The sequence below is a fragment of the Burkholderia sp. Ax-1720 genome (assembly GCF_011753035.1).
GTDB classification, from domain to species: domain Bacteria; phylum Pseudomonadota; class Gammaproteobacteria; order Burkholderiales; family Burkholderiaceae; genus Burkholderia; species Burkholderia gladioli.
The window spans coordinates 12,945-36,283 of the sequence record NZ_VWWK01000059.1 but is presented as its reverse complement, the minus strand read 5'-3'; the positions used below and the strand labels follow the sequence as shown (position 1 = coordinate 36,283).

At 68.4% G+C, this 23,339-nt stretch carries 17 protein-coding genes and 1 pseudogene; 8 read left to right on the top strand and 10 right to left on the bottom strand.

Annotation, left to right across the window (positions count from 1 at the left end):
* From F3J18_RS18465 to F3J18_RS18440, 6 genes and pseudogenes are all read right to left on the bottom strand, one after another.
* Positions 1–225: pseudogene (locus F3J18_RS18465) on the bottom strand (hypothetical protein); the annotation flags it as partial.
* Positions 222–1,244, bottom strand: coding sequence for a 2,3-diaminopropionate biosynthesis protein SbnB (sbnB, locus tag F3J18_RS18460; RefSeq protein ID WP_166913597.1), 1,023 nt, complete (start codon positions 1,242–1,244; stop codon positions 222–224). The pseudogene F3J18_RS18465 and the gene sbnB, both read right to left, overlap by 4 nt.
* Before the next feature lies 1 nt (position 1,245).
* On the bottom strand, positions 1,246–2,265 hold the full coding sequence (gene sbnA / locus F3J18_RS18455; RefSeq protein ID WP_025101838.1) for a 2,3-diaminopropionate biosynthesis protein SbnA: 1,020 nt from the start codon (positions 2,263–2,265) through the stop codon (positions 1,246–1,248).
* A gap of 92 nt (positions 2,266–2,357) precedes the next feature.
* Complete coding sequence (locus F3J18_RS18450) at positions 2,358–4,808, bottom strand: TonB-dependent receptor (RefSeq protein ID WP_166913596.1); 2,451 nt, start codon at positions 4,806–4,808, stop codon at positions 2,358–2,360.
* Between the two features lie 139 nt (positions 4,809–4,947).
* On the bottom strand, positions 4,948–5,787 hold the full coding sequence (locus F3J18_RS18445) for a FecR domain-containing protein (protein ID WP_025101840.1): 840 nt from the start codon (positions 5,785–5,787) through the stop codon (positions 4,948–4,950).
* Positions 5,777–6,334 carry an RNA polymerase sigma factor gene (locus F3J18_RS18440; protein ID WP_242411504.1) on the bottom strand — a complete coding sequence of 186 codons (558 nt, stop codon included), beginning with the start codon at positions 6,332–6,334 and terminating at the stop codon, positions 5,777–5,779. Before F3J18_RS18440 ends, F3J18_RS18445 begins: the two co-directional genes overlap by 11 nt.
* A 172-nt stretch (positions 6,335–6,506) precedes the next feature.
* Between F3J18_RS18440 and F3J18_RS18435 the strand changes: the two genes are divergently transcribed.
* Positions 6,507–6,914 carry a hypothetical protein gene (locus tag F3J18_RS18435; RefSeq protein WP_166913595.1) on the top strand — a complete coding sequence of 136 codons (408 nt, stop codon included), beginning with the start codon at positions 6,507–6,509 and terminating at the stop codon, positions 6,912–6,914.
* Between the two features lie 101 nt (positions 6,915–7,015).
* Here the strand turns inward: F3J18_RS18435 and F3J18_RS18430 are convergent, their stop codons facing one another.
* A complete protein-coding gene (locus F3J18_RS18430) occupies positions 7,016–7,300 on the bottom strand; it encodes a DUF4148 domain-containing protein (protein ID WP_166913600.1) in 285 nt (94 codons plus the stop codon).
* A gap of 255 nt (positions 7,301–7,555) precedes the next feature.
* Here F3J18_RS18430 and F3J18_RS18425 point away from each other — a divergent pair, with 255 nt between their 5' ends.
* The 5 genes from F3J18_RS18425 to F3J18_RS18405 all read left to right on the top strand — a co-directional run bounded on the left by F3J18_RS18425 (position 7,556) and on the right by F3J18_RS18405 (position 15,414).
* Complete coding sequence (locus F3J18_RS18425) at positions 7,556–10,750, top strand: efflux RND transporter permease subunit (protein ID WP_240154705.1); 3,195 nt, start codon at positions 7,556–7,558, stop codon at positions 10,748–10,750.
* A gap of 37 nt (positions 10,751–10,787) precedes the next feature.
* A complete protein-coding gene (locus F3J18_RS18420) occupies positions 10,788–12,104 on the top strand; it encodes an efflux RND transporter periplasmic adaptor subunit (protein WP_166913594.1) in 1,317 nt (438 codons plus the stop codon).
* A gap of 12 nt (positions 12,105–12,116) precedes the next feature.
* Complete coding sequence (locus tag F3J18_RS18415) at positions 12,117–13,595, top strand: efflux transporter outer membrane subunit (RefSeq protein WP_240156408.1); 1,479 nt, start codon at positions 12,117–12,119, stop codon at positions 13,593–13,595.
* A gap of 377 nt (positions 13,596–13,972) precedes the next feature.
* Positions 13,973–14,542, top strand: coding sequence for a hypothetical protein (locus tag F3J18_RS18410; RefSeq protein WP_166913593.1), 570 nt, complete (start codon positions 13,973–13,975; stop codon positions 14,540–14,542).
* Positions 14,543–14,586: 44 nt separating this feature from the next.
* Positions 14,587–15,414 carry a hypothetical protein gene (locus F3J18_RS18405; protein ID WP_166913592.1) on the top strand — a complete coding sequence of 276 codons (828 nt, stop codon included), beginning with the start codon at positions 14,587–14,589 and terminating at the stop codon, positions 15,412–15,414.
* A gap of 66 nt (positions 15,415–15,480) precedes the next feature.
* On the opposite strand, the gene F3J18_RS18400 is transcribed toward F3J18_RS18405, so the two are convergent.
* From F3J18_RS18400 to F3J18_RS18390, 3 genes are all read right to left on the bottom strand, one after another.
* Positions 15,481–16,410 carry a hypothetical protein gene (locus F3J18_RS18400; protein ID WP_345891752.1) on the bottom strand — a complete coding sequence of 310 codons (930 nt, stop codon included), beginning with the start codon at positions 16,408–16,410 and terminating at the stop codon, positions 15,481–15,483.
* A gap of 349 nt (positions 16,411–16,759) precedes the next feature.
* Positions 16,760–18,853, bottom strand: a complete 2,094-nt coding sequence (locus tag F3J18_RS18395; RefSeq protein WP_166913590.1) for an arabinofuranosidase catalytic domain-containing protein — start codon at positions 18,851–18,853, stop codon at positions 16,760–16,762.
* A gap of 756 nt (positions 18,854–19,609) precedes the next feature.
* On the bottom strand, positions 19,610–20,896 hold the full coding sequence (locus F3J18_RS18390) for a hypothetical protein (RefSeq protein ID WP_166913589.1): 1,287 nt from the start codon (positions 20,894–20,896) through the stop codon (positions 19,610–19,612).
* A 273-nt stretch (positions 20,897–21,169) separates the two neighbouring features.
* Between F3J18_RS18390 and F3J18_RS18385 the strand changes: the two genes are divergently transcribed.
* On the top strand, positions 21,170–21,958 hold the full coding sequence (locus F3J18_RS18385) for an FRG domain-containing protein (RefSeq protein WP_013698133.1): 789 nt from the start codon (positions 21,170–21,172) through the stop codon (positions 21,956–21,958).
* Positions 21,959–21,970: 12 nt separating this feature from the next.
* Positions 21,971–23,161, top strand: coding sequence for an FAD-binding oxidoreductase (locus F3J18_RS18380; RefSeq protein ID WP_166913588.1), 1,191 nt, complete (start codon positions 21,971–21,973; stop codon positions 23,159–23,161).
* Positions 23,162–23,339 lie beyond the last annotated feature (178 nt).

The window sequence follows — 23,339 nt, the reverse complement described above, 5'->3', positions numbered from 1 at the left end:
CGCCGCCTCGCGCGCCAGGCGCAACGGCCGCCAGCCGGCCACGCGCCGTCCGCGCCAGACCAGCGAGCGCCCCGCCCCGAGCGGCACCGCCAGGCAGGCGCCGTGCCAGGCGGCTCGCTCGCGAAAACCGAAGGCGTTCTCGAGCCAGAGCGCATCGAACAGGTCCTGGGCCAGTCGGTGCTCGCCTTCGGCCTCGGCGCAGACCGCGATCGCGAGCTCGCTCATAGCAGGGCCAGCCGCGTGCCGACGCCGCGCTGTTGCGCGAGCCGGTAGAAGTGCCGCGCGCAGACCATGTCGTCGAGCGCCATTCCCATCGGATTGAGCAGGATGATCTCGTCGTCGTTCTCGCGGCCCGGACGCTCGCCGATCACGATCTCGCCCAGTTCGGCATGCAGCCGCTCGCGGCTGAAGCGCCCTTCGAGCACGAGCTGGTTGATGATCTTCTTCTCGCGGTTCGACTGCTCCCAGTCGTCGACCACGACCTTCTCCACGCGTTCGTACACGTCCTTGTGGACATCCATGATCGAGACGTTGCAGACGAAGGCGCCGCGCTGGATCCAGTCGAATTCGAGGTAGGGCGCGTCGGCCACGGTGCAGGTCACCACCACCTCGCCGCCGCGCACGGCGGCCTCGGCGCTGGGGGCCTCGTCGCAGGCCAGATGCGGGTAGCGCTCGCCGAGCCAGCATGCAAATGCCCGCATCGCCTCGGTCGAGAGGTCGAACACGCGGATCCGACGGATCGAGTCGAACTGCTCGACCAGCGTCTGGATCTGCATCCGCGCGATCGGCCCGCAGCCGATGCAGGCGACCTCGGCGAAACCGGGCCGCGCCAGGTGGCGTGCCGCCACCGCGCTGATGGCCGCGGTGCGCATGCCGCTGATCAGGCCGCCCTCGAGGATCGCCAGCGGGTAATTCGTGTCGGCGTCGTTCAGCACGATCACCGCGCTGGCGCGCGCCAGGCCGTGGCGCGCCGGATTGTGCTGGCGGCTGCCGATCCACTTGAGCCCGGCAATCGGGTCCGCGCCGCCCACATAACACGGCATCGCGATGATGCGGTCGGCGATATGGTCGGCGCCGGGCCAGCGCAGATAGGGCTTGAGCGGCTGGACAAAGGCACGCCGCGCATGCAGCGCGAGGCCGTCGGCGATCGCGTCGACATAGGCTTGCGAGCGGTCGCCGCCGAGCGCGACGAGGTCTTGCCGGCCCAGGTAGAGCAAGCCGGTTTCGGTACGGGAATCGTGCATGTCAGTGAATCGCCTCGGACAGGGAAACGGGAAATGCCGCCTCGATCGGGGCGGCCGAATGACGGCGCGCGGCCGCGACACGCGCGAGCCAGGCATCGTCGTAGACGGTGTCGAGATAACGCTCGCCTCGATCGGGCAGCAGCGTGACGATGCGCGGGGGTCGCGCGGCGGCGGGCGCGCTCGCCAGCAGCCGCTCGATCGCCACCACCACCGCGCCCGACGAACCGCCCGCGAAGATCCCCTCGGCGGCCAGCAGCCGGCGGCAGCCGAGCGCCGCGTCGTGGTCGTCGACATGGATCACCTGGTCGATGTCGTCGCGGCACAGCAGTTCGGGCACGCGGCTCGCGCCGATTCCAGGCAGCTCGCGCGGCCCCGGCCTGGCGCCGAACAGCACCGAGCCGACCGCGTCGACACCGACCACGCGCAGCCCGGGCCAGGCTTCGCGCAGGCGCCGCGCGAGGCCGAGGATGGTGCCGGAGGTGCTGACGCCGAGCACCAGCAGGTCGGCCGGCTCGCCGAGCGCGCGCGCGATCTCGTCGCCCTCGCCATGGAAGTGGCTCTCCCAGTTGCGCGGATTGCCGTACTGGTTGATCCAGACCGCGCCCGGTTCCGCCGCGAGCAACTCGCGCACGCGGGCGATGCGCGTCTCCAGGTAGCCGCCCTGGCTGTCACGCTCGGTCACGCGCTCGATGCCGGCCCCGTAGGCGCGCAGGATCTGCAGGTTGGTCGACGAGATCTTCGGGTCGACCACGGCCGTGAAGCGCAGGCCCTTCACGCTGCACACCATCGCCAGCGCGATCGCGAGATTGCCCGACGAACTCTCGACCACGTGCGCGCCGGGCGCGATGCTGCCGTCGGCGAGGCCGCGCTCGACGATGTAGCGCGCGGGCCTGTCCTTGATGCTGCCCGCCGGGTTCAGCATCTCGAGCTTGGCGAACACCTGCGCCCGCGGCCCGAACATGCGCCCGAGCCGCACCAGCGGCGTCGCGCCGATGCAATCCACGATGTCGTTTCCGATCATGCTTGCCTCCTGTTGAAAACGCTCAAAAAATAATGAGATTGCGTCTCATTACGAATCGAAACGGCAAGGCGCCCGATCGGCGCCCTGCCGGATTACCAGCGGTGCGTGTAGCTCGCGCTCAGGACCGCGCCGGCGGCGGGCAACCGGCTGGTGTTATTGCTGTTGCGCATGAGCTGGCTGTAGAGCGGCAGGTAGTAGCGGTTCAGCAGGTTCTCCACGCCGACGCCGAGCTTGTCCTGCTTGCTGATCTGCCAGGTCGACATCAGGTCGAGCGTGGTATAGCTCGCCACCTCGAGCCGGCCGAAGCCGATCTTGCCGTTGAGCCGGTAGTCGCGCGCCGCGTAGAAGGTGCCCTGCAGGCGGTTGCTCCAGCGCGGCGTGGGCCGGTACTCGAGATAGGCGGTGAGCTTGAGCGGCGGGATGCGATAGCCGGTCATGTCCTGGTAGTTGGCGCTGCCTTGCGGCCGCTCGCGGCCTTGCAGATACGTGGCCGTGCCGCCGATGCCCCACTTCTCGCTGGCGGACAGCCAGTCCACGCTGGCCTCCACGCCGGCGATCCGCTCGGCCGTGCGCGTCAGGATCAGGCCATTGTTGAAGCTCTGCACGTCGCCGAGCTCGGAGGTCGTGTAGAACAGCGCGAGCGTGCCGTCGGCCTGGTTGCCGAGGTTGCCGCGCCAGCCGATCTCGTAGTTGTTGGTCTTGACCGGCGCCAGGCTCGACGAGCCGATATCGAAGCCGGTGGTGGCGTTGCGCAGTTGCAGGCCGACGTCGGGAAGCTGGAAGCCCTGGCTGAACGAGGCATAGACCGTCTGCCCCGGGATCGGCGCATAGGACAGGCCCGCGTTGAACAGCCAGGCGCCGAAGCCGGTGGAGCCGCCCGGCACGCGATAGGGCCTGGCCGCACGCAGTTGCGAGAGCGGCGTGAAATCGTCGAAGCTCGCGCTGGCGTGCTCGTAGCGGATGCCGCCCTCGGCCGACCATCGCTCGTTGAACTTGTGCTGCAATTGCGCGAAGCCGCCGATGCTGCGCGTGGTCAGCGGCGGCAGGTACATCAGGCGCCCGGTCTTCTGGTAAACGAGGCCGCCGCTCGCATCGTAGGCCGCCGGCGAGAAGATGTCGTCCGGCATGTCGCTGCGTTCCTGGTTGAAGTCCGCGCCCCACAGCAGCTTGGTGCGCCTGGCCTGGTCGAGCGGCGTGGTGATCGTCAGGCGGCTGCCGAACACGGTCGAATCCTGCATCACCTGGTCGATGTTGTTGCCGCGCGTGGCGACCGCGCGCGCGTCGAAGGGCGCGAAGCGCGTGAAGTAATCCCGGTAGTAGAACTGCGTCGACACCGTGCTGCCGTACACGTCCTTGTTCTCGTACTGCAGGTTCAGGATGGTATTGCGGATGCGGTTCTGGTCGGCGAGCTGCAGCCCGTCGAGCGGCCGCGCCACCGCGGTGCCGGGCGGCAGCTTCGCCACCGAGGGGTCGCTGCCGACATGCGTGTCCTGCTTCGCGTCGTAGTGGCTGGCCGAGAACACGATGCGCTGGTTCGCGTCGATCCGCGCGCCGAGCTTGCCGCCCACGCTGTAGATGTCCGAATCGAACAGGTCGCCCTGGCTCGGCTCCGGCGCGATGCGATGCCCACGTGCGTCGTAGGAGCTGCCGACATGCTGGCCGCTGACGTTGAACTCGTAGTCGAGCGGACCGTGGCTGCCGCTGAAGAACTGCCGCAGGGTGCCGCCCAGGCCGCCGCTGCCCAGGTGCGACAGCGGCGTTTCCATCGAAAACGTGGTTTCGGCGCGCGGCGGGCCGCCCGCCGGCCGCGTCGTGACCGAGACGATGCCCCCCGTCGCGCCGCTGCCGTAGATCGCATTGCTGCCCCGCAGGACCTCGACCTTCTCGATATCGTTCGGATCGATGTTGGCGAGGTTGCGGGCGGAATCGCGGTTGGTATTGAGCGGCACGCCGTCGACCAGCACCAGCACGTTGCGACCGCGCAGCGTCTGGCCATAGTCGGTAATGGTGTGGCTCGAATCGGCGAAGCCCGGCACCGCCTTGCTGAGTACCGTGGCCAGATTGTTCGAGCCGCCCTGGAGCTGCTGCAGCTCGGCGCGGTCGATCACGGTGGCCTGCCGCGTCGGACGCACCAGATCGCTGTGCGTGCGCTCCGTCGAGACCTCGATCGCGGCCAGTTCGGCGGCCGGCATCGGCGCATGCGCCGCGCCCGATGCGGCCGGCGCGATGTCGATCGTAAAGATATCGGCCGCCGTGGCCCGGGCCCGCAGCCCGGTGCCGGACAGCAGGCGCGCCAGCGCGTCGGCCGGCGCCATCTCCCCTTGCACGGCCTGGCTGGTGCGCGATTCGGCCAGCGACGGCGCGAACAGCAACTGCGTACCGGACTGGCGCGCGAATACATTGAGCGCGCGGTCGAGCCGCTGCGCGGGAATCTCGTAGCGCTGCGCCGCGCCCTGCCCCCAGGCGATGGCCGACACGCAAGTGCTTGCGAGCGCCACCGATACATATCGTCCGATCGCCAACCGGCGCCCCGTGAAACCCATTGCCGCCACTCCTCGCAGAATTGTTGAACACGTTCTACGAGGGTTGCCGGATCGGCCTCCCGGTTTGTTGACGTCCCGGTGAAAATATTTTTGGAGGAAACGGGAGAAACCGCCGGCGAGCCGAGCGCCGGCGGTCTGTCTAGCGACGCGCGATCAGGACGGCGCCGTCGGCCTGGTGCGTGACGCGCACCGGCAGCACACGCGGCAACAGGTCGATCAGGGTATCGACGTCGGCGCTGTTGAACTGGCCCGACAGCGTGAGCGCGGCCGCGTCGGGCGCTACCCGCACCGGCGCGGCGCGGTAGCGCTGGATCTCGGCGGCCACGCTCGGCAAGGGCGTGCGATCGAACCACAGGCGGCCCTGCACCCAGGCGAGCGAGTCCTCGTCCAGGGTTTGCACGGCCTCGATGCGACCGGCGGCCGTATCGAGCTCGACCTGCTGGCCGCGGCGCAGTTCGGCGGGCGGCTGGCCGGCCAGCGCGACGCTGACCGCGCCGCTTTGCACCCCCACCCGCGTGAGCGCCGCCTCGCGGCGCACCGTGAACGCGGTACCGATATCGCGAATCACCGCGCCGCCGGCCAGCGTGATCAACGGGCGCAGCGCGGAATGCGCGACCTCCACGTAGGCCTCGCCACGCTCGACGACAAGCCGGCGCGAGCGCAGCCGCCATTCGACGCTCACGGCCGAGCCGGTATTGAGCACCACCCGGGTGCCGTCGGCGAGATGCCAGTCGCGATGCTCGCCGACTGCCGTATCCAGTTGCTCGACGCGATAGGCGGGATCGACGCGCCACGCCGCCACGCCGAGCACGGCGCACAAGGCCACGCCGCCGGCGGTGCGCCGCAGGGCACGGCGGCGGGACACCCGGCGGCGCACCACGTCGAGCGGATAGCGCTCGCGCAGCGCGCCGAGATAGTCGCCGAGGGCGTCCTCGGGCGGGTCGGCGGAATCGGTACGGCGGGAATGCTCAGGCTGCATCGTGATTCGACGTCGCGGTTCGCAACGGAGTTTGAAGGACCGGCGCCAGTGCAACCATCGCACGGGCGAGATGTTTGGCGACCATGTTACGTGAAATACGCAACTCGGCAGCCACTTCGTCCTGCGAAAGTTCATGCAGCTTATGGAGAATGAAGACCTCGCGACACCTGGCAGGCAGATCGTCGATTATCCGTTCCAGTTCGCGTACGGTTTGCTGGTAGGTCAAGACTTGCTCCCCGTCCACATCATCCGAACGAATATCCGGCGCCGCCAGACCGGTCAGGTCGACGTGGGTGGCACGAGCCTCCTCGCCGCGCCACCGATCGATCGCGCGATGGATCGACAAATGCCTGAGGAACGCCAGCGGCGTATGGATACGCTCGTCCGGCGGCCGCTGCAATAACTGCACGCAAACATCCTGCACCACGTCTCGTGCGAAGGCGCGGTCGCCAAAACGATGACGGACATGGTTCACCAGATCGTCGTAATGCTTGACCAGGGTACCGATCAGCGATGTGTCGGCGGCGTCGCGGGGCAGGCCAGTCACGTTCAGCGGAGAGCGAGAACCGCCCGTAATTGAGAATAATTCTCATTATTAATGCATGACTTGAACCTGTCAACGGTCTGTCAATTCGACAACCGGGCAGCCATAGCATCGCCACTGTTTCCGCCGTCCGCCGGGTGTCGCGCCCTATCGCACCTTACACGGACTCGAAGCCATGTCCCGCGTCTCGCTCCTTTCCCGTCTGCGGCCCTTGCATGGCCCGCGTCCCGCTTTCGGCGTCGCACTGCTCGATGCATGCCGCGCCGACCTGCTGGTCGCGTCACTGGCCGCACTCGCGGCACAATCAGCGATGTTGTTGTCGATCCTCTTGCTGGGCGTGCCCACTCGGGATTTCACCACCCCGCTCTTCCATCACATCGTGCTGGCCTATCTGGTCGGCGCAACCGTGATCGTGCGCCGGCTCGCACGACACGCCTTCCACGCCGCAGTCGAGTCCGAGCGGGTTCGACTTTCCTCGACGCCAGAACCGCATGTCCAGGTTGACGATCCGTGTCCATTACGCGTCCTGGTTGTCCTCCATATCCATTTGCATCGGCAGCGATTCGGTCGCTTGGTTGACTAGCCCAGCGTGTCCCGGTTTCCATCGATGCCGCTCCCCGGCGGTGGGCAACCTCGGGAGGACGGCACTGCGGCCAGCATGGCGCGTCCAGGCTTGACGGCAGCTTAAGGCCGGCCTTCGGCCGCCGCGGTGCGCGTGCCCGATTCCGTGCTGCCCTGGTGCGCGATCGCATACAGCTCGCGATTGCGCGCGACCATCACCGCCGAAGGCGGGTATTGCGCATCCGTGGTCGGCACCACGCCGTCGCGCTGCGCGTCGATCAGTTGCGCGCGCACCTCGTCGCGCGTCAGTCCATTGTTGTCCACTTTCGCGAACGCCTGCGCGGACAGCGCGAGCGACGCGACGCATGCGGCGCAAGCGGCCGCGAACCAGCGAGTTGCCTTGGGCATGGCTTTCCTCCGAATCGTCGATGGCAGGGTCGGGTCCGCCGGCGTTTCATGCCTCGAAGCCTGATCGGACCGCACGGCCATTCTGTGCGCCGCATCTTGCCGGCAGCTTGACCGCTCGATGACGAAATCGACATCCGCGCCGCATGACGATTTCGTCATGTTCGCGTCAGAACGCGGTGGCCACCGCGCCGCGACACTGGCGCCTGCCGTCGCGCCGTGCGCGCCGTCCCGCTTCTCCGACCGGAAGGAACCGCCATGTGGATCGTCCGGCTGGCCCTGCGCCGGCCCTATACCTTCGTCGTGCTCGCGCTGCTGATCGCGATCGCCGGCCCGCTCGCGATACTGCGCATGCCGACCGACATCTTTCCGAACATCGACATTCCCGTCGTCAGCATCGTCTGGCAGTACAACGGCTTCTCGGCCGAGGACATGGCGCACCGAATCACCTCGATCTACGAGCGCGCGCTCAGCTCCGACGTCGACGACATCGAGCACATCGAATCGCAGTCGCTGAACGGCGTCTCGGTGATCAAGGTGTTCTTCCATCCCGGCGCCGACATCAATCGCGCGATCTCGCAGACCGTCAGCAACGCCTCGTCGATCCTGCGCGTGCTGCCGCCCGGCACGCTGCCGCCGAACATCATCACCTACAGCGCCTCGACCGTGCCGATCCTGCAGCTCGGCTTGTCGAGCCACAGCCTGCCCGAGCAGCAGCTCTACGACCTCGGCAACAGCTTCATCCGCACCCAGCTCGCCACCGTCCAGGGCGCGGCGGTACCCTTGCCGTTCGGCGGCAAGGTCCGCTCGATCGTGGTCGATCTCGACTCGCGCGCGCTGCAGGCCAAGGGGCTCTCGCCGATCGACGTGGTCAATGCCGTCAACGCGCAGAACCTGATCCTGCCGGGCGGTTCGGCGAAGATCGGCGCGCGCGAGTACAACGTGGAGATGAACGGCAGCACGCAAACCATCGCCGCGCTGAACGACTTGCCCGTGAAGGCGCTCGGCGGCGGCGTGATCTACCTGCGCGACGTCGCCCACGTGCGCGACGGCTACGTGCCGCAGACCAACATCGTGCGCGCCGACGGCAAGCGCGCCGCGCTGCTGACGATCGAGAAGACCGGCAGCGCCTCGACGCTGTCGATCATCGGCCAGGTCAAGGCGCTGCTGCCGCAGATCGCCGCCGGCCTGCCCAAGGCGCTGAACATCACGCCGCTGGGCGACCAGTCGGTGTTCGTGAAATCGGCGATCCAGGGCGTGGTGCGCGAGGCGCTGATCGCCGCCTGCCTGACCGCGCTGATGATCCTGCTGTTCCTCGGCAGCTGGCGCGCGACGCTGATCATCGCGGTGTCGATCCCGCTGGCCGTGCTCAGCTCGCTGCTCGCGCTGGCGGCGCTGGGCCAGACCATCAACATCATGACCCTGGGCGGGCTCGCGCTGGCGGTGGGGATCCTGGTCGACGACGCGACCGTCGCGATCGAGAACATCACGCACCACCTCGAGCGCGGCGCGGTGCTCGAGGACGCGATCCTGACCGGCGCGGGCGAGATCGCCGTGCCGACCTTCGTCTCGACCCTGTCGATCTGCATCGTGTTCGCGCCGATGTTCCTGCTCACCGGCGTGGCGCGCTATCTGTTCGTGCCGATGGCGCAAGCCGTGATCTTCGCGATGGCCGCCTCCTACCTGCTGTCGCGCACCCTGGTGCCGACCCTCGCGATGTGGCTGCTGCACGCCCCCTCGGGCACGGCGCGCAGCCCGCTGGCGCGCTTCCAGCGAGGCTTCGAGCACCGTTTCGAGGCGCTGCGCGCGCGTTATCGCGGCCTGCTCGCCGGGGCGATCCGTCATCGCCGCGCGGTGATCTCCGGCTTCGCGCTGGCCTGCCTCGCTTCGTTCTCGCTGTTCGCGTTCGCCGGCCGCGACTTCTTCCCCGCCGTCGATACCGGCGAGATCCGCCTGCACCTGCGCGCGCCGACCGGCACCCGGATCGAACAAACCGCACGGCTCACCGACGAAGTGGAAGCGAGCATCCGAAGCGTGATTCCCCCAGATCGGATTGCCTCGATGCTCGACACTATCGGCGTGCCGGTCAGCGGCATCAATCTCAGCTACGACTCCAGCGGCGCGATCGGCACCGAGGACGCCACCGTGCTGATCACCCTGAAGCCGGGCCATGCCCCGACCGCCGGCTACGTCGCGCGCCTGCGCAATACGCTGGGCGCAGCGTTCCCCGGTGTCGGCTTTGCCTTCCTGCCGGCCGATATCGTCAGCCAGATCCTCAATTTCGGGCTGCCCTCGCCGATCGACATCCAGATCGTCGGCAACCGGCTCGACGCCAACCGCGCCGTCGCGAACAGGTTGCTCGCGCAACTGCGCGGCGTGCCGGGGCTGGTGGACCCGCGTATCCAGCAGCCGGGCGACGAGCCCGCCATCCATGTCGAGGTCGATCGCACGCGAGCCATCCTGGCAGGCCTTCAGCAGCGCGACGTCTCGCAGAACCTGCTGATCGCGCTGTCAGGCAGTTCGCAGACCTCGCCGAACTTCTGGCTCGATCCGGCCAACGGCGTGAGCTACCCGATCACGATCGAGGCGCCGCAGTACGACATCGACTCGCTGCAGGCGCTCGCCAACCTGCCGATGCCCTCGCCCCAGCCCGGCGGCGCCGGGCAGGCCGGCGCCGCGGCGCGCAACCTGCTGGGCTCGCTCGGCAGCTTCTCGCGCGTCAGCCAGCAGGCCGTGGTTTCGCATTACAACGTGCAGCCGGTGCTCGACATCTATGCATCCGCGCAAGGGCGCGACCTGGGCGGCGTGGCCGCCGACGTGACCAAGCTGGTGAATGCCGCGCGCGCGCAATTGCCGCCGGGCTCGCGCATCGTGCTGCGGGGCCAGGTGCAGGCCATGAACGCTTCGTTCTCGGGGCTGCTGGCCGGGCTGCTGTTCGCGATCGGGCTGGTCTACCTGCTGATGGTGGTGAACTTCCAGTCCTGGCTCGATCCGGCCGTGATCGTCGCCGGCCTGCCCGCCTCGCTGGCCGGCATCGCCTGGATGCTGTTCGCCACGCACACCACCCTGTCGGTACCCGCGCTGACCGGGACCATCCTCTGCGTCGGCATCGCGACCGCCAACAGCATCCTGGTGGTCAATGCCGCGCGCGAGCTGCTGCGCGAAGGCACGCCGCCCTGGCAGGCGGCGCTGGAGGCCGGCTTCACGCGCTTCCGGCCGGTGGTGATGACCGCGCTCGCGATGTTGATCGGCATGTTGCCGATGGCGCTCGGCCTGGGCGACGGCGGCGAGCAGAACGCGCCACTGGGCCGCGCCGTGATCGGCGGGCTCGCGTTCGGCACGCTGTCGACCCTGCTGTTCGTGCCGGTGATGTTCGGCCTGGCCCACCGCCGGCTCGCCGGTTGCGGCGCCAAGGCGGCACCGACCGACGCGACCGCTACCGACGCCCACTGAGCCGCCCCCTGTCCACCGCCATCCACTCGATCCGATCATGAACCACCCGCACGACCCTGTTCCCGGCGAATCCGAGCCCGGCGCCGCGCCCGAAGCCCCCGAGCCGGCTGCCGCACCTCGCCGGCGGCCTTTCGTGATGCCGCTCGCGCTGGCTGCCGCCTTCGCCGCGCTGCTCGCGATCGGCATCGTGCCGCGCGTCGCGGCGCGCGCCGCCCGCCAGGCGCAAACCGCCGACCAGCAGGCACTGCCCGTCACGGTCGTGCTGCCGGCCCGGGCGCCCGCCGACCAGGAACTGATCCTGCCCGGCGCGGTGGCGCCGTTCGCCGACACGGCGATCTACGCGCGCACCAGCGGCTATGTCGACAGCTGGCGCACCGATATCGGCACGCGCGTGAAGGCGGGCGAGGTGCTGGCACGCATCGCCGCGCCCGATCTCGACGCCCAGTTGAAGCAGGCGCGCGCCGACCAGGCCGTCGCGCAGGCGAACTACGATTACGCGGCATCGACCTCCGAGCGCTGGGCACGGATGCTGAAGACGCAATCGGTCTCGCAGCAGGACGCCGACACCCGACGTGCGGACATGAACGCCAAGCGGGCGTTGCTCGAGGCGGCCCAGGCGAATGTCGCGCATCTCGCGCAACTGGTTTCGTTCGAGCGTGTGACGGCACCGTTCGCCGGCGTGGTCACGGCACGCAACGTCGACCTCGGCACGCTGGTGACGGCCGGCGGCACGCCCGGCTCGGCCGGGCAGACCGGCGAGTTGTTCCACCTCCAGCAGACCGACCGGCTGCGCGTGTTCGTCGACGTACCGCAGGACAGCGCCGCCGGCATCGCGGCCGGCACCGGCGTCTACCTGAGCTCGCCGCAGTATCCCGGCCGGCGCTTTGCCGCGCGCGTGGCACGCAGCAGCGGCGCGATCGATCCCGCCACACGCACCCTGCGCGTCGAGATCGACGTCGACAACGGCGATGGTGCCTTGCTGCCCGGCGCTTACGCACGAGCGCACCTGCAGATCGCCAGCGCGCGCCCCGCGCTCGAACTCCCGGTCAGTGCCCTGCTGTTTCGCCCCGACGGCGTGACGGTAGCGACCGTCGCCGGCGACGGTCGCGTGGCCTTGCGGCGCGTGCGGATCGGGCGGGACTTCGGCACTCGTGTCGAAATCACGACCGGACTGGCTACGTCGGATCGCGTGATCGACAACCCCGGCGACGCGCTGGCGGCCGGCGAGCGGGTCCAGGTGATGAGCGTGGCGCGCGCGGCACCGGCCGCTACCGCGAACACGCCCGCGGCGCCGGGAACACCGGCCATGTCGACCGCGGCGGCCCCGCACGCGGCTTTTGCCACGCCGCGCTGACAGGAGCGCCCGATGTCCGTTTCCTTGCTCATGCCTTCTTTTGTCGCCGTGCGCCGGGTATTGGCGGCCGGGCTCGCAGCGCTATCGCTCGGCGCCTGCTCGACCCTGCCGGCCTATGTCCGCCCCGCGATCGCGCTACCCGCCGACTATGCCGGCGCAGCGGCCGCGCAGCCGGGCTGGCGCCACGCATCGCCGCTCGACGCCGCGCCGCGCGGGCCGTGGTGGACAGCCTTCGGCGATGCGGATCTCGATCGCCTGGAGGCGCGCGTCGCAATCTCGAGCCAGACGGTCCGGCGCGCCATCGCCGACCTGGAGGCGGCCCGTGCCGCCGTCTCGGTCCAGCGCGCGGACTTCCTGCCGACCATCACGACCGGCGCCGCGCCGAGCCGCGCACGCGTCTCGCAAAACAAGGCCGGCTCGTCGCTGGCCGGCAAGACCACCACCGACTACACGGCCGGCGTCGCCGCCAGTTGGGAGCCCGACCTGTTCGGGCGGATCCGCGACTCGGTGGCCGATGCGCAGGCCGGCGCGGACGCCAGCGCGGCGGATCTGGCCGCCGTGAAGCTGGCGATCGGCACGCAGCTCGCGATCGACTACTTCACGCTGCGCTCGCTCGATACGCAGCAGCAACTGCTCGATCGCACCGTGACGGCATATGCTCGCGCACTGCAACTGCTCGAGCAACAGCTCGCGGACGGCGCGATCGACGCCTCGGCGGTGGCGCAGGCACGCACGCAATATGAATCGGCACGCACCCAAGCCACCGAAGTCGGCGCGCAACGCGCACGCCTGCAGCACGCGATCGCGACCCTGGTCGGCGAAAACGCCTCGAGCTTCGCGATCGCGCCGCGCGTGCAGGCGCTGGCCGTGCCCGATATCCCTGCAGGCCTGCCGTCGCAACTGCTCGAGCGGCGGCCCGATATCGCGGCGGCCGAGCGCCGCGTGGCCGCCGCGAATGCCCGGATCGGCATCGCGCGCGCGGCGTTCTTCCCGGACCTCGTATTGAGCGCAGGCGCCGGCCTCGAAAGCGCCGCATTCGCCCCCTGGCTGACGGCGCCAAGCCTGTTCTGGTCGCTCGGGCCGCAATTGGTCGGCACGCTGTTCGACGGGGGCCGGCGCAGCGCCACGCTGCGCGGCGCGAGCGCGCAATACGAGGGCGCGGTGGCCGACTACCGGCAGACCGTGCTGAGCGCGTTCCAGCAGGTGGAGGACGACCTGAGTTCGCTGCATGCGCTGGCGGACGAGGCGTGCAGCGCGCGGCGCGCCGCCGGGGCGGCCGATCTCTCGCTGCGGCTGACGACGAACCGCTTCCAGGCCGGCGCGGTCAGCTATCTCGACGTGGTCACGGCGCAGACCATCGCCCTGGCGGACCAGCAACGGGTGGATCGGATCGATGCGCGGCGCATCGAGGCGGCGGTCGACCTGACGACGGCACTCGGTGGGGGATGGCATGCCGCGAACGCGGCGACGACGCCGGCTGGGTCGCCTTAGCGTCCGCATCCTCGCCGCCTGCGCGGCAGGCTCGACGTCGCCGAGCTCGATGCGCGCCCCGATCCGCTCGACGATGGTGCGCACGATCGCCAACCCCAGCCCCGTGCCGATCTGATTCGGAAATGAAACGAGGCGATTTTCATTGCAAACCTGTTTGTCATCCAGGTCATGCCAGTCAATCCAGGTCGACCCGGCGCACCCCACTCCGGCATCAGCCTGGCGCCCTCCCCAGCCACATCCGTGGCAACCTCCCTATCCGATTTCCCGAATATATGCTGTCATGCAATCTTCAACTTTGCTTGGCATTCTTAATCAATGACTCGGTGAACAATCCGGAAAATTCACAATAAAAAAGAAACGATAGAGGGCAAAACAAAATGCGTTGGAAATATGTCGTTGCCGCGATACTCGCGGCAGGGCTGCTTGCATGCCTGTGTTTCGCGATCGTGGCCCGGGGGACTTCGGCGTCGGCCGATCGGCCCTCGCATATCGACCGGCCGGCCGATGCGCCGATGGCCAACACGTTTTCCGGCGCCGCCTCGTCGGCTGCGGGACAACGCCGCGCACCGCCGCCCCTTCCCGCCCGCGTCACCGAATATATCGCCGCCGAATACGCGAACTCCGCCGCCACCCGCCAAGCGCTCACGCAGATCGCCTACGGCTGGAGCCAGGCCATTCGCGATGTCCACAATCCCGCCGATGCGAAGGATGCCGGCAATGCCATCGCCAAGGGCATCGCCTGCGCGCTGAGCCAGGGCGTGCTCGGCAAGTCGGGCGTCGACCAGCAGGCGATGCTCGACCGGATCAAGGACACGCGGGCCGTGATGCTCGATACCGAGGCCGACACGCAGGCCTATATCCATTTTCAATCGCTGGCCGGCGGCCAGTATTTCGACGATCCCGGCGCCCGGTCCTGCAGCTTCGATCCGAGCTCGCTGCAGAACTGAGCACCGCCTTGCCGTGCCCTTCCCTCACCCAAGGACATTCTCCGATGAGAAAACTAGCCAGCCTGATGATTGCCGGATCGCTGCTCGCGCTGCCCTATTCCCTGCCGCTGAATGCGGCGACGGTCGCCTCGGCTACCGCGGCGGCCGCCCCGTCGAACACCGCGATCGTGTTCGTCAACGGCATCAACAATAGTTTCGACGATGCCGTCGCGAGCCTGCAGATCCTCAAGACCCAGCTCAACGCGCGCAATGCCGGCAACGCCTATGTCTATGGCAATGCCTACAACGCGACGCAGGGCACCTTCAGCGATCTCTACCAGGTGTTCAAGCAGAAGGCGATCGAAGGGTCGAGCCCGGCCGATTTCTGGCGGGCGATAGACGGCGGCAGCATTCCCGCGGGCGGCATGGACGCCGCGCTGGAGCAGAAGTACATCGATATCCTGGCGCAGAGCCAGGTTCCGGAATTGCCGGACCACCTGAATCAATATCGCGCGTATCTGAAGCAGAACCGCAAGGTCGTACTGGTGGGCCACTCCCAGGGTTCGCTGTATGCCAACTTCGAGACCAATGTGCTGGTCACCGGGCCGGAGAAGGCGCAGGGCAGGATCAGCACGGTCAATGTCGGCAATGCGGCGCGTTACCTGCTGCCGGGCTCCAGCTACCTGACCTCGAGCTCGGATGCGGTGATCGGCAGCCTCGGCCTGGTGCAGACCGTGATGCCCTCGAACTTCTCACTGGGGCTGCACCCGATCTCCGATCCCCTCGGCCATTCGTTCGCGAAGATCTACATGAACGCGTCCTACGGCGCGGCCGGCCAGATTCTCACGCAGGTCTCGCAGCAGGCGAATGCCGCGGCGGCCGTCGCGCGCTGAACGATCCGGGCGATTAGAGCGATCCGCACGGCACGCCGCGCGCCGAACGCGCGACGTGCCGTTTCGTCAGGCCACGTAGTCGATACCCGTGAGCGGCCCGAGGTGGGCGATCGAGGTGAAGTGATCCCGCTCGGTGGTGTCGATGTCGAATTCGAGCACGTTGCCACCGAGATCGGTCACGAACGCTCGGCGGCCCGCCTCGTCGAGCGACAGCCCGATGCCCTCCTTGAGCCCGTGCGCCAGCACCTCGTGGTTCACGAGCCCGTCGGGCGTGACGTGCGCGCGGTTCAGCGTGTTGCCGTCATGCGCGTCGTCGCCGCGATCGGTCCAGTACAGCACGTTCTTCTGCCTGTCGATGTCGAGGTCGATCGGCTCGGGCAGCTTGTCGAGCAGGCACACGATGTCCGGGCGCGCGTCGGGCGCCGCGCCGGCCGGCAGGTCGATGCTCGCGCGGAAGATCCGGCCCTCGCCGGCATCGGGCGCGCCCTTCTGGGTCCAGTAGAGATGGCCGTTGGGCTTGTCGAGCGCGATGCCCACGCAGTGGCGCTTCGCATCGGCGGTGTCGGCCGGGAATTCGCCCGTCTTCACCAGCACCGTGACCTCCGAGCCGTCGAGCCGCGCGCGCATCACGCGCATGCCTTCGCGGTCGCACCAGTAGATCAGGCCGCCCTCGATGTCGAGCGCGAGTTCCTTCGGCGTGCCGGCCAGGCCGGATGCCACCAGCACGCGATGGTCGCTGCCGTCGAGGTTCGCGCGCTCGATCGTGCCGTCGTTCGGCGGGACGGCGCCCGCGGCCGGGTCGGAATCGATCAGGTGCACGCCGCTGCCCATGTTGGACCAGTAGATGACGCCGTTCTCGGCGTCGACCTTGATGCCGTCGGGGGTAAAGCTCAGGTCCGTCACGATCGCCTCGTGCGAGCCGTCCGACGACAGCGCGATGATCGCCGGCGGGCGCGTTTGCAGCACATAGAGCGTGCCGTTGGTCTTTACATCCACGATGATTTCCTCCATTGGGTCGGAACGGACTGCTGGGGCGAAAAAGTCGGGAATCGCAGGCGAAACGAAAGCTGCTTGCCGCATTGCGGAATGAGCGCGGAGCCTTCGGAAAACGGGTCGCCAGGTTCGAGTCCGTGCAGTTTAGCTGCATCGCAGCATGGCTGCATTATCGTGGCGGGACGCAGGAAGCAAAGGGGCCGGCGAAGCCGGCCGGGGATGGGTGAGGATGCGCGGATCGCGCCGGCATGGCTCGGTTCGGCGACCTGCTCCGAACCGAACCGTGCCCACTTCGTCAGCGCCCGGATCGACGCGCTCGATCCGGGCGCCTTCCTCCGCTGCCTCCGCTTCCTCAACGCGCCGCGATCGACAGGCCCGGGCAGTAGTGCGTCGCCGACAGGTCGTCGTTGACGCTCTGGTTGCTGCGCGCGCCCGAGGCGTTCGAGGTACGCGGATCGAGGAAGATGTGCGCGTTCGACGAACCCGAGGGCGCCGTGAAGCTCATGCTGACCTTCCACCAGTTGCCCACCTTGCTGGTCGACAGCGTCGAATTCCCGGTGCTCCACGAACCCGGCACGATCACGCCGTTGTTGGTGTTGAGCACGCCCGCGAATTCGGTCTGGTTGCCGTCGTCGGTCTGCACCGAGAAGGCCGGGAAGATGGTCTGGCCCGAGCTGGCCGGCAGGTAGTCCGTGAAGGTGTAGCTCTGGCCGCCCTGCACCTTGATCCATTGGTTGATCTGCGCGAACGGGCTGCCGCTGGCATTGCCGATCACCGCGGCATGGTTGGTCTGGCCGGAAATGTCGGTGGTCAGCCCGATCACCGAACCGCCGCTGCCGGTCGACCAGGCCGAGGTACTGGCCAGCGCGAGCGGCTGCGTGAGCAGGTTGTTGGCCTGGCAGGCGGCGGCCGTGGTGTCGACGGCCGGGCCGTAGAAGCCCTGGATGCTGCCCTGGATCGCGTTGTCCGACTTGTCCGAGCTCATCTTCGTGACGATCGCGCCTTCGTAGAAGGTGATCGGCGCATCCGATTCGTCGCCGCCCTCACCCAGCGACAGGCCGCCTTCCCAGCGGCCCAGCAGGCGATGGCCGGTGTCGTTGAAGAAGTCGACCGCCTCGGGCGGCACGCCGTCATAGACCGAGGTCAGCGTGGCTTGCGCCGAGTCGCCGCCCTTCACCGCGAAGCGGTTCGCCTGGCCCTGCGGCGAGTATTTCGCCAGCACGGTCACGAAGTCGGTGGTCAGCGGCTGCTTGGGGCCGTAGAGATAGACGCCCGCTTCCGCGTCGACGCCGGGCCAGTTCACGCCGGTGTTGTTGGCCGAATACGAGGGGCCGCCGTTCTTGTAGCCGGGGCCGTAGCCGAACACGGCCGCGTTGCCGCTGGCATAGGCGAGCCCGAACATCATGCCCTCGATCTGCCCCTTGCTGCCGTTGCCGTCCACCAGCACCGGGTCGCCCGGGATCGAGCCGCCCGAGGGCGGAACCGTGCCGCTGCCCTGGAAGCTGCCGCTGGAGTTGTCCTCCATGTTGCCGTAGGTGCCGCAGCACGACGAGGTCGCGCCGAACGGCAGGGCCGCGCCGGCCACCATGTATTCGGCGATTTCCGTGTCGCCGATCGACTGGTTCACGGTGCCGATGCGATTGCGATACGACTGCCGCGCCTGGATGTCGAGCGCCACCGTGGTGCGCCCGCCCGGCAGCGACACCAGGCGGAGGGTCGCCGGGGCCTTGTCGCCGGCGAACGGCAGGTCGTTGCCGATCGTGATCGCCTGGTTGGTCGGCACGGGATTGTTCAGCAGGCTCGGGAAGTTGACCGAGGGACGGTGCACCTGCACCGTCAGCTTGCCGCCGCTGGGCAGCGGCAATTGCGCGAAGCCGCCGGTGACCGGCACGCTCTGGCCGGTGGCGTTGATGGTGAGCGTCTGGGCCTGGTTGTTCACCACGCTGAGGGTGGCGGCCACGTTGCCGTACTTGCCGGCCGATTGCAGCGGCGCGACCAGGTCGATCTGGTCGTAGATGGTGTCGACCACGCAGCCACTGGCATCGCTGCCGCAGGCTCGCTTGAGCGCATCGAGGTTGGTGGTGCCGACCAGGTTCGCGGTCACGCCCGAATTGGCCGCGTAGGGGAAGATATTCGTCTCGGCGTTGCTGCTCAGGTTGAGCACGCGGAACAAGGGGCCCGTGTAGCCCTTGGTCAGCAGGCGCGTCACGCTGTGGGCCGCGGAACAGGCGGTGCCCGCCGAGGCCAGCGTATCGCAGGGCAAGGGCGTGGCCGCGGCGGCGGCCGCGCCGCCGGTGCTGGCCGACGCGCCGTTCTGCGCCTGGCTCTCGCCTTGCGAATTCTGCTTCAGGGACAGCGAGCTGCCGCCGTCCGAATCCCCATTGCAGGCGGCCAGCGCCATCGTCATCGCCGCCAGCGCGATACTCAATTCACTCCGCTTCCACATAGCCCTATCCTCCATCAATCCCAAATAGTAAGTTTTCCGAAGTATCTGTCACGCGATACCGCTGCAGAACCGCACAAGCCTTGCTGATGAAGCCATGCATCGATGCGGCGCCACTCGCTGGATGCGACGAGTGACGCGCGTTGATGACGATCCACACACGACTGCCGATCGCGGCAAGCCGGGGCCGCGATCGTCGAAGCAGAATCAAGAAGCGAAAAGAGACTGGAAAGCAGGTGGCACGAATGCGATGCCGGCCCTGCCCTTGCGCGCCGCACCGGAAAGCCCCCTCGCCGGCCGTGCGCCTGTCATGGATTGAACCGCCGCGACGCATGTTCGCGTCGCGACGATCGCTTGCCGCCTGTCGCGGCCCTTCATCTTGCTTGCCCGCCCGGCCGGTTCCGATCGGGGAACCCGTCGATCAGGCAATATTCATGAGCGATATTTGTTACTAATAATATTTCCTGCGAACCCGGATTTACGAGTCGGGACAATCCCCTAGGCTTGCCTGGAATGACCTTCGCTTGCCGCGGCGAACTCGCGGGGCTCGGTCGAGGGAAACGACAGGTCGGTCTGATTGCTTGCCTGGCGCAGGAAAAACGAGGGCGCCGGAGATTTCGTCGCCCTCGCATGCAGCGGCTGCGATCGAGGCCGGCTCGAGCTGGTCGGCATCGACGCGGTGGGCTGCGCAAGGCCGAATCGCAGCGACGGCGGTTCGCATTTATGACTAATAATATTAATTTCCGCGATACGCGCCGGCTACGGCAGGACCCGCACGTTGTAGGTCGAGACCGACGGCGTGCCGGGCACCACCGCGCACAGCTTGACGGTCACCACGCCGGCGGACGAGACGAGGCCCTGCCAGAAGTAACCGTCGCCGGGATCGGCGGCGGGCGTCGCCGTCACGCTCATCGACGAGGTGGCTCCGGGGATCGGGACGCTGCCGGTGGTGCATCGCCCGGCCGCCAGCGCGCTGCCCCCGATGCCGGCCGTGGTGCCCGCCAGGCCGAGGCTCGGGGACGCGCTGCAGCGCTGCTCGCCGTTGCAGTACACGTAGCCGTTCAAGGACTTCTCGATCATGTAGCCGTCGTTCACTAGGTCGGCGCCGGTGTCCCCGCCGATGTTCAGGACGGTGCCGCCGCTCGCGTTGGCGAACACGGTGCCGGCATCGCTGAAATTCATCCGGCCGCCGCCGGTGCTCGCCGAACTCGAGATCAGGCCCGCCGTGTTGGACGCGCCCCAGGCGATGCCGCCGCCCGCGGCATTCATCGGCAGCGCGATCGCCTGGCCCGAGAAACCGGCGGTGGCGCCGGACAGGTCCAGGCCGTAGGCGAGCTTCACGTTCGGGTTCGAGGCCTGGATCAGCGTGCCGCCCGGCAGGATCGGCCAGTATTGCGGATAGCCCTGCAGGTTCTCGCCGAACTGCAGGCCGACGTCGAAGCCGAGATTGCCTTGCGCGCTGTCGGTGACGATGGCGATCGCGGCGTCCTCCACCATGCCGTGCGCGATCGGCCCCGCGTCCGTGGACTGGTTTTCATCGGCAATGCGCAGGCCGTTGCGGATCAGCATCGGGACGTGCGTCTCGACGTCGATCTCCTGGCCGACCGCGGCCCCGGACGCGGGTAGCGGCGACTTGTCAGGGGCGGTGTCGCGCGCCAGCACCAGCACGCGCGGATTCGAGCCCGTGTAATTGCCCGCGACCGTGCCCTGGGCCCTGACCAGCGACGAGGAGGCGACGCAGCTCTTGCCCGGCGCGGTCGCATCGCACCACTGCACCGAGCCGATGCCGATGCGATCCCCGTTCGCACCTTTGTTCATCTCGCCGTTGAAGATCAGACCGTAATGCGTGATGCCGTCCGGATCGGGAAAGTCGAGCGTCTCGTTCGACTGGATGGTGATGGTCGCGGCGTTGTCGCCGCCGGTGCGTCCCATGTCGGTGACCGACATCAGGCCGTTCAAGGTGATGCCCGACGAAACCTGGGCGTGGGCCGGCACGCTCGCCGCCAGCGCGACGAGCATCGTCAAAAGGCTGCTGCTTGTCTTCATGAAGGATTCCCCTGTGAAAGAGGCCCGCATCCGTGTGCGGACCCGGGAACGATCGCATCCGCACGGGGCGCGCGTCGCGCGGCGCGCGCCGTGCACGCGGCGCGGACACACGGGGAACCGCCCGCTGCTACCGCGCCTCGCCGCGATTGACAACACCGGGTTGCGAAACGTCACGCAGCGCACCGATAATCCCCAGACAGGAACGGGCGAGGCCGCCGGCAAGGCAGCGGCCCGTCACGGCCCCCGCATCGATCACGCCACAGGAACGAGAGCATGCAGACCACGGTACTGTCCGATTGGCAGCAATTCATGGCGCTGGCGACGGAGCTCGACGGCTGGGCCTTTCGCGGCCAGCAAAACGCCGACTGGCGCCTCGAGAGCTCGCTGTCGCGCTACCTGCGCGACTACGTCCCCGACCGCCGGCAATGGCCTTCTCGCGAGGAGCGCGCGATCCGCGTGTTCCGGCGCAAGGCCCACAACTTCCTGCCCCACCCCGAAACGCTCGACGACGACCTGCGCTGCCTCGCCCTGATGCAGCACCACGGCGCGCCCACGCGGCTGCTCGACTTCACCAAGAGCCCCTTCGTGGCGGCCTTCTTCGCGCTGGAGCGCGCCACCGGCGACGCGGCGATCTTCGCGCTCAACACGCCGGCGCTCTGGAACAACCGGGCCGTGCCGAAGCCGCGCCCGGGCCTGTCGCGCGACGTGATCGATCCGCGCGTGGGCGACAACCTGCAGAAATACTTCCTCTCCAATACCAACGAGATCCTCTGGTCCGGCGAGCCGAGCGCGATGGACGAGCGGCTGGTGTCGCAGTCAGGCACCTTCGTGCTGCCGGGCGTGATCGACAAGCCGCTGCAGGCGATCCTCGACGGCTACGACAGCGACGAGGAACTGCTGCACAAGCTGGTGCTGCCCGGCGCGCTGCGCGTGGACGCGATGAAGTGGCTGTACCGCATGAACATCACCAATGCCTCGCTGTTCCAGGGGCTCGACGGCCTGGCCCGCTCGATCGCGCTGGAACTGGAAATCGTCTGGTCGGGTCTGACGCAGAATCTCTGAGGCGGATATCCCATGAATTCAAGCACTCCCCGTATTGCCGTGATCGGCGCCGGCGTGATCGGCCTGTCGGTGGCACGTTCGCTCGCCCGGCTCGGCGCCCAGGTGTCGATCCTCGAACAGTCGCGCCTGGGCTCGGGCACCAGCAGCACGACCTTCGCCTGGATCAATTCGAACGGCAAGCAACCCGACAGCTACCACGCGCTCAACTGCGCCGGCATGGCCGAGCATGTCGCGTTGCAGGACGGCGGCGCCGGCGAGGCGCGCTGGCTGGACGTGTGCGGCACCTACGAATGGGCGATCGACGCGGCCAGGCAGGTGCAACTCGATGCGCGCGCAACGGCCCTGAAGGCGCTCGGTTATGCCGTCGAGGAAGTGTCGCGTGCAAGCTTGCAGCAGCGCATCCCCGAACTGCGCATCGATGCGCGCAGCGGCACGATCCGGTATTTCGCCGAGGAGGCGCTGGTCTCGCCGTCGATCCTGATGGCGCGGCTGTGGGCCGAGGCGCGCAGCCACGGCGCGGTGCTGCGCGAGTCCATCTCGGTGGTCGACATCGCCGAGACGCCGCAGGGCGTGACGCTCGACCTGTCGACGGGGGAACGCTGGCAAGGCGATTACTGCGTGCTCGCCACCGGCCGCTGGACGCCCGAGCTGATGCCGGCGCTCGGCGTGTCGCTGGCCATGCTCGACGCCAACCGGCCCGACAAGCGCGCCTGCGGTTTCCTGGCCTCGACCGATCCGCAATTCGTGCAGTTGCGCGCCAACCTGATCGGCCCGGAGCTGAACGTGCGGCCCGACGGCGGCGGCCGCCTGCTGCTGCAGGCGACCGATCTCGACGATCGCGCCGATCCCGTCCACCAGGCCGCCGTCGACGGCTACGTCGGGCGCGAGATGCTGGCGCGCCTGCGCCGCCTGTTCGCCAATACCGGGCATGCGCGCATCGAGCGCCTGTCGGTCGGCCAGCGCTCGCGGCCGGCCGACGGCCTGCCCGCGGTGGGTTTCGTCACCGCGCGGCAGCGCGCCTACGTGGTCGCCACGCATAGCGGCATGACGCTCGGCCCGCTGCTGGGGCGCCTGGTGGCCGAGGAGCTGGTCCACCAGCGTCGCGACGGCCTGCTCGCCGACTATTCGCCGGCGCGGCTGATCGATCGCGATCCCAGGGATTTCTCGCCGGTCGCGAGCATCCATTTTCCCGCCGAGCAATAGACGCTCGCGGACCTTGCCGGCGCCTCCCGCCGGCAAGGACAGGGCCAGGTCCGGAACCCCCGGCCGCTGCGGCTACAATTGGCGTTTGCCGCCCGCCGCGCGGGCGGCCACGACCCGAAGGCCGCCTCCGAGACCATGAGTTCAAACAACAAGGATTTCCCGCCCGAGCCGGGCACCC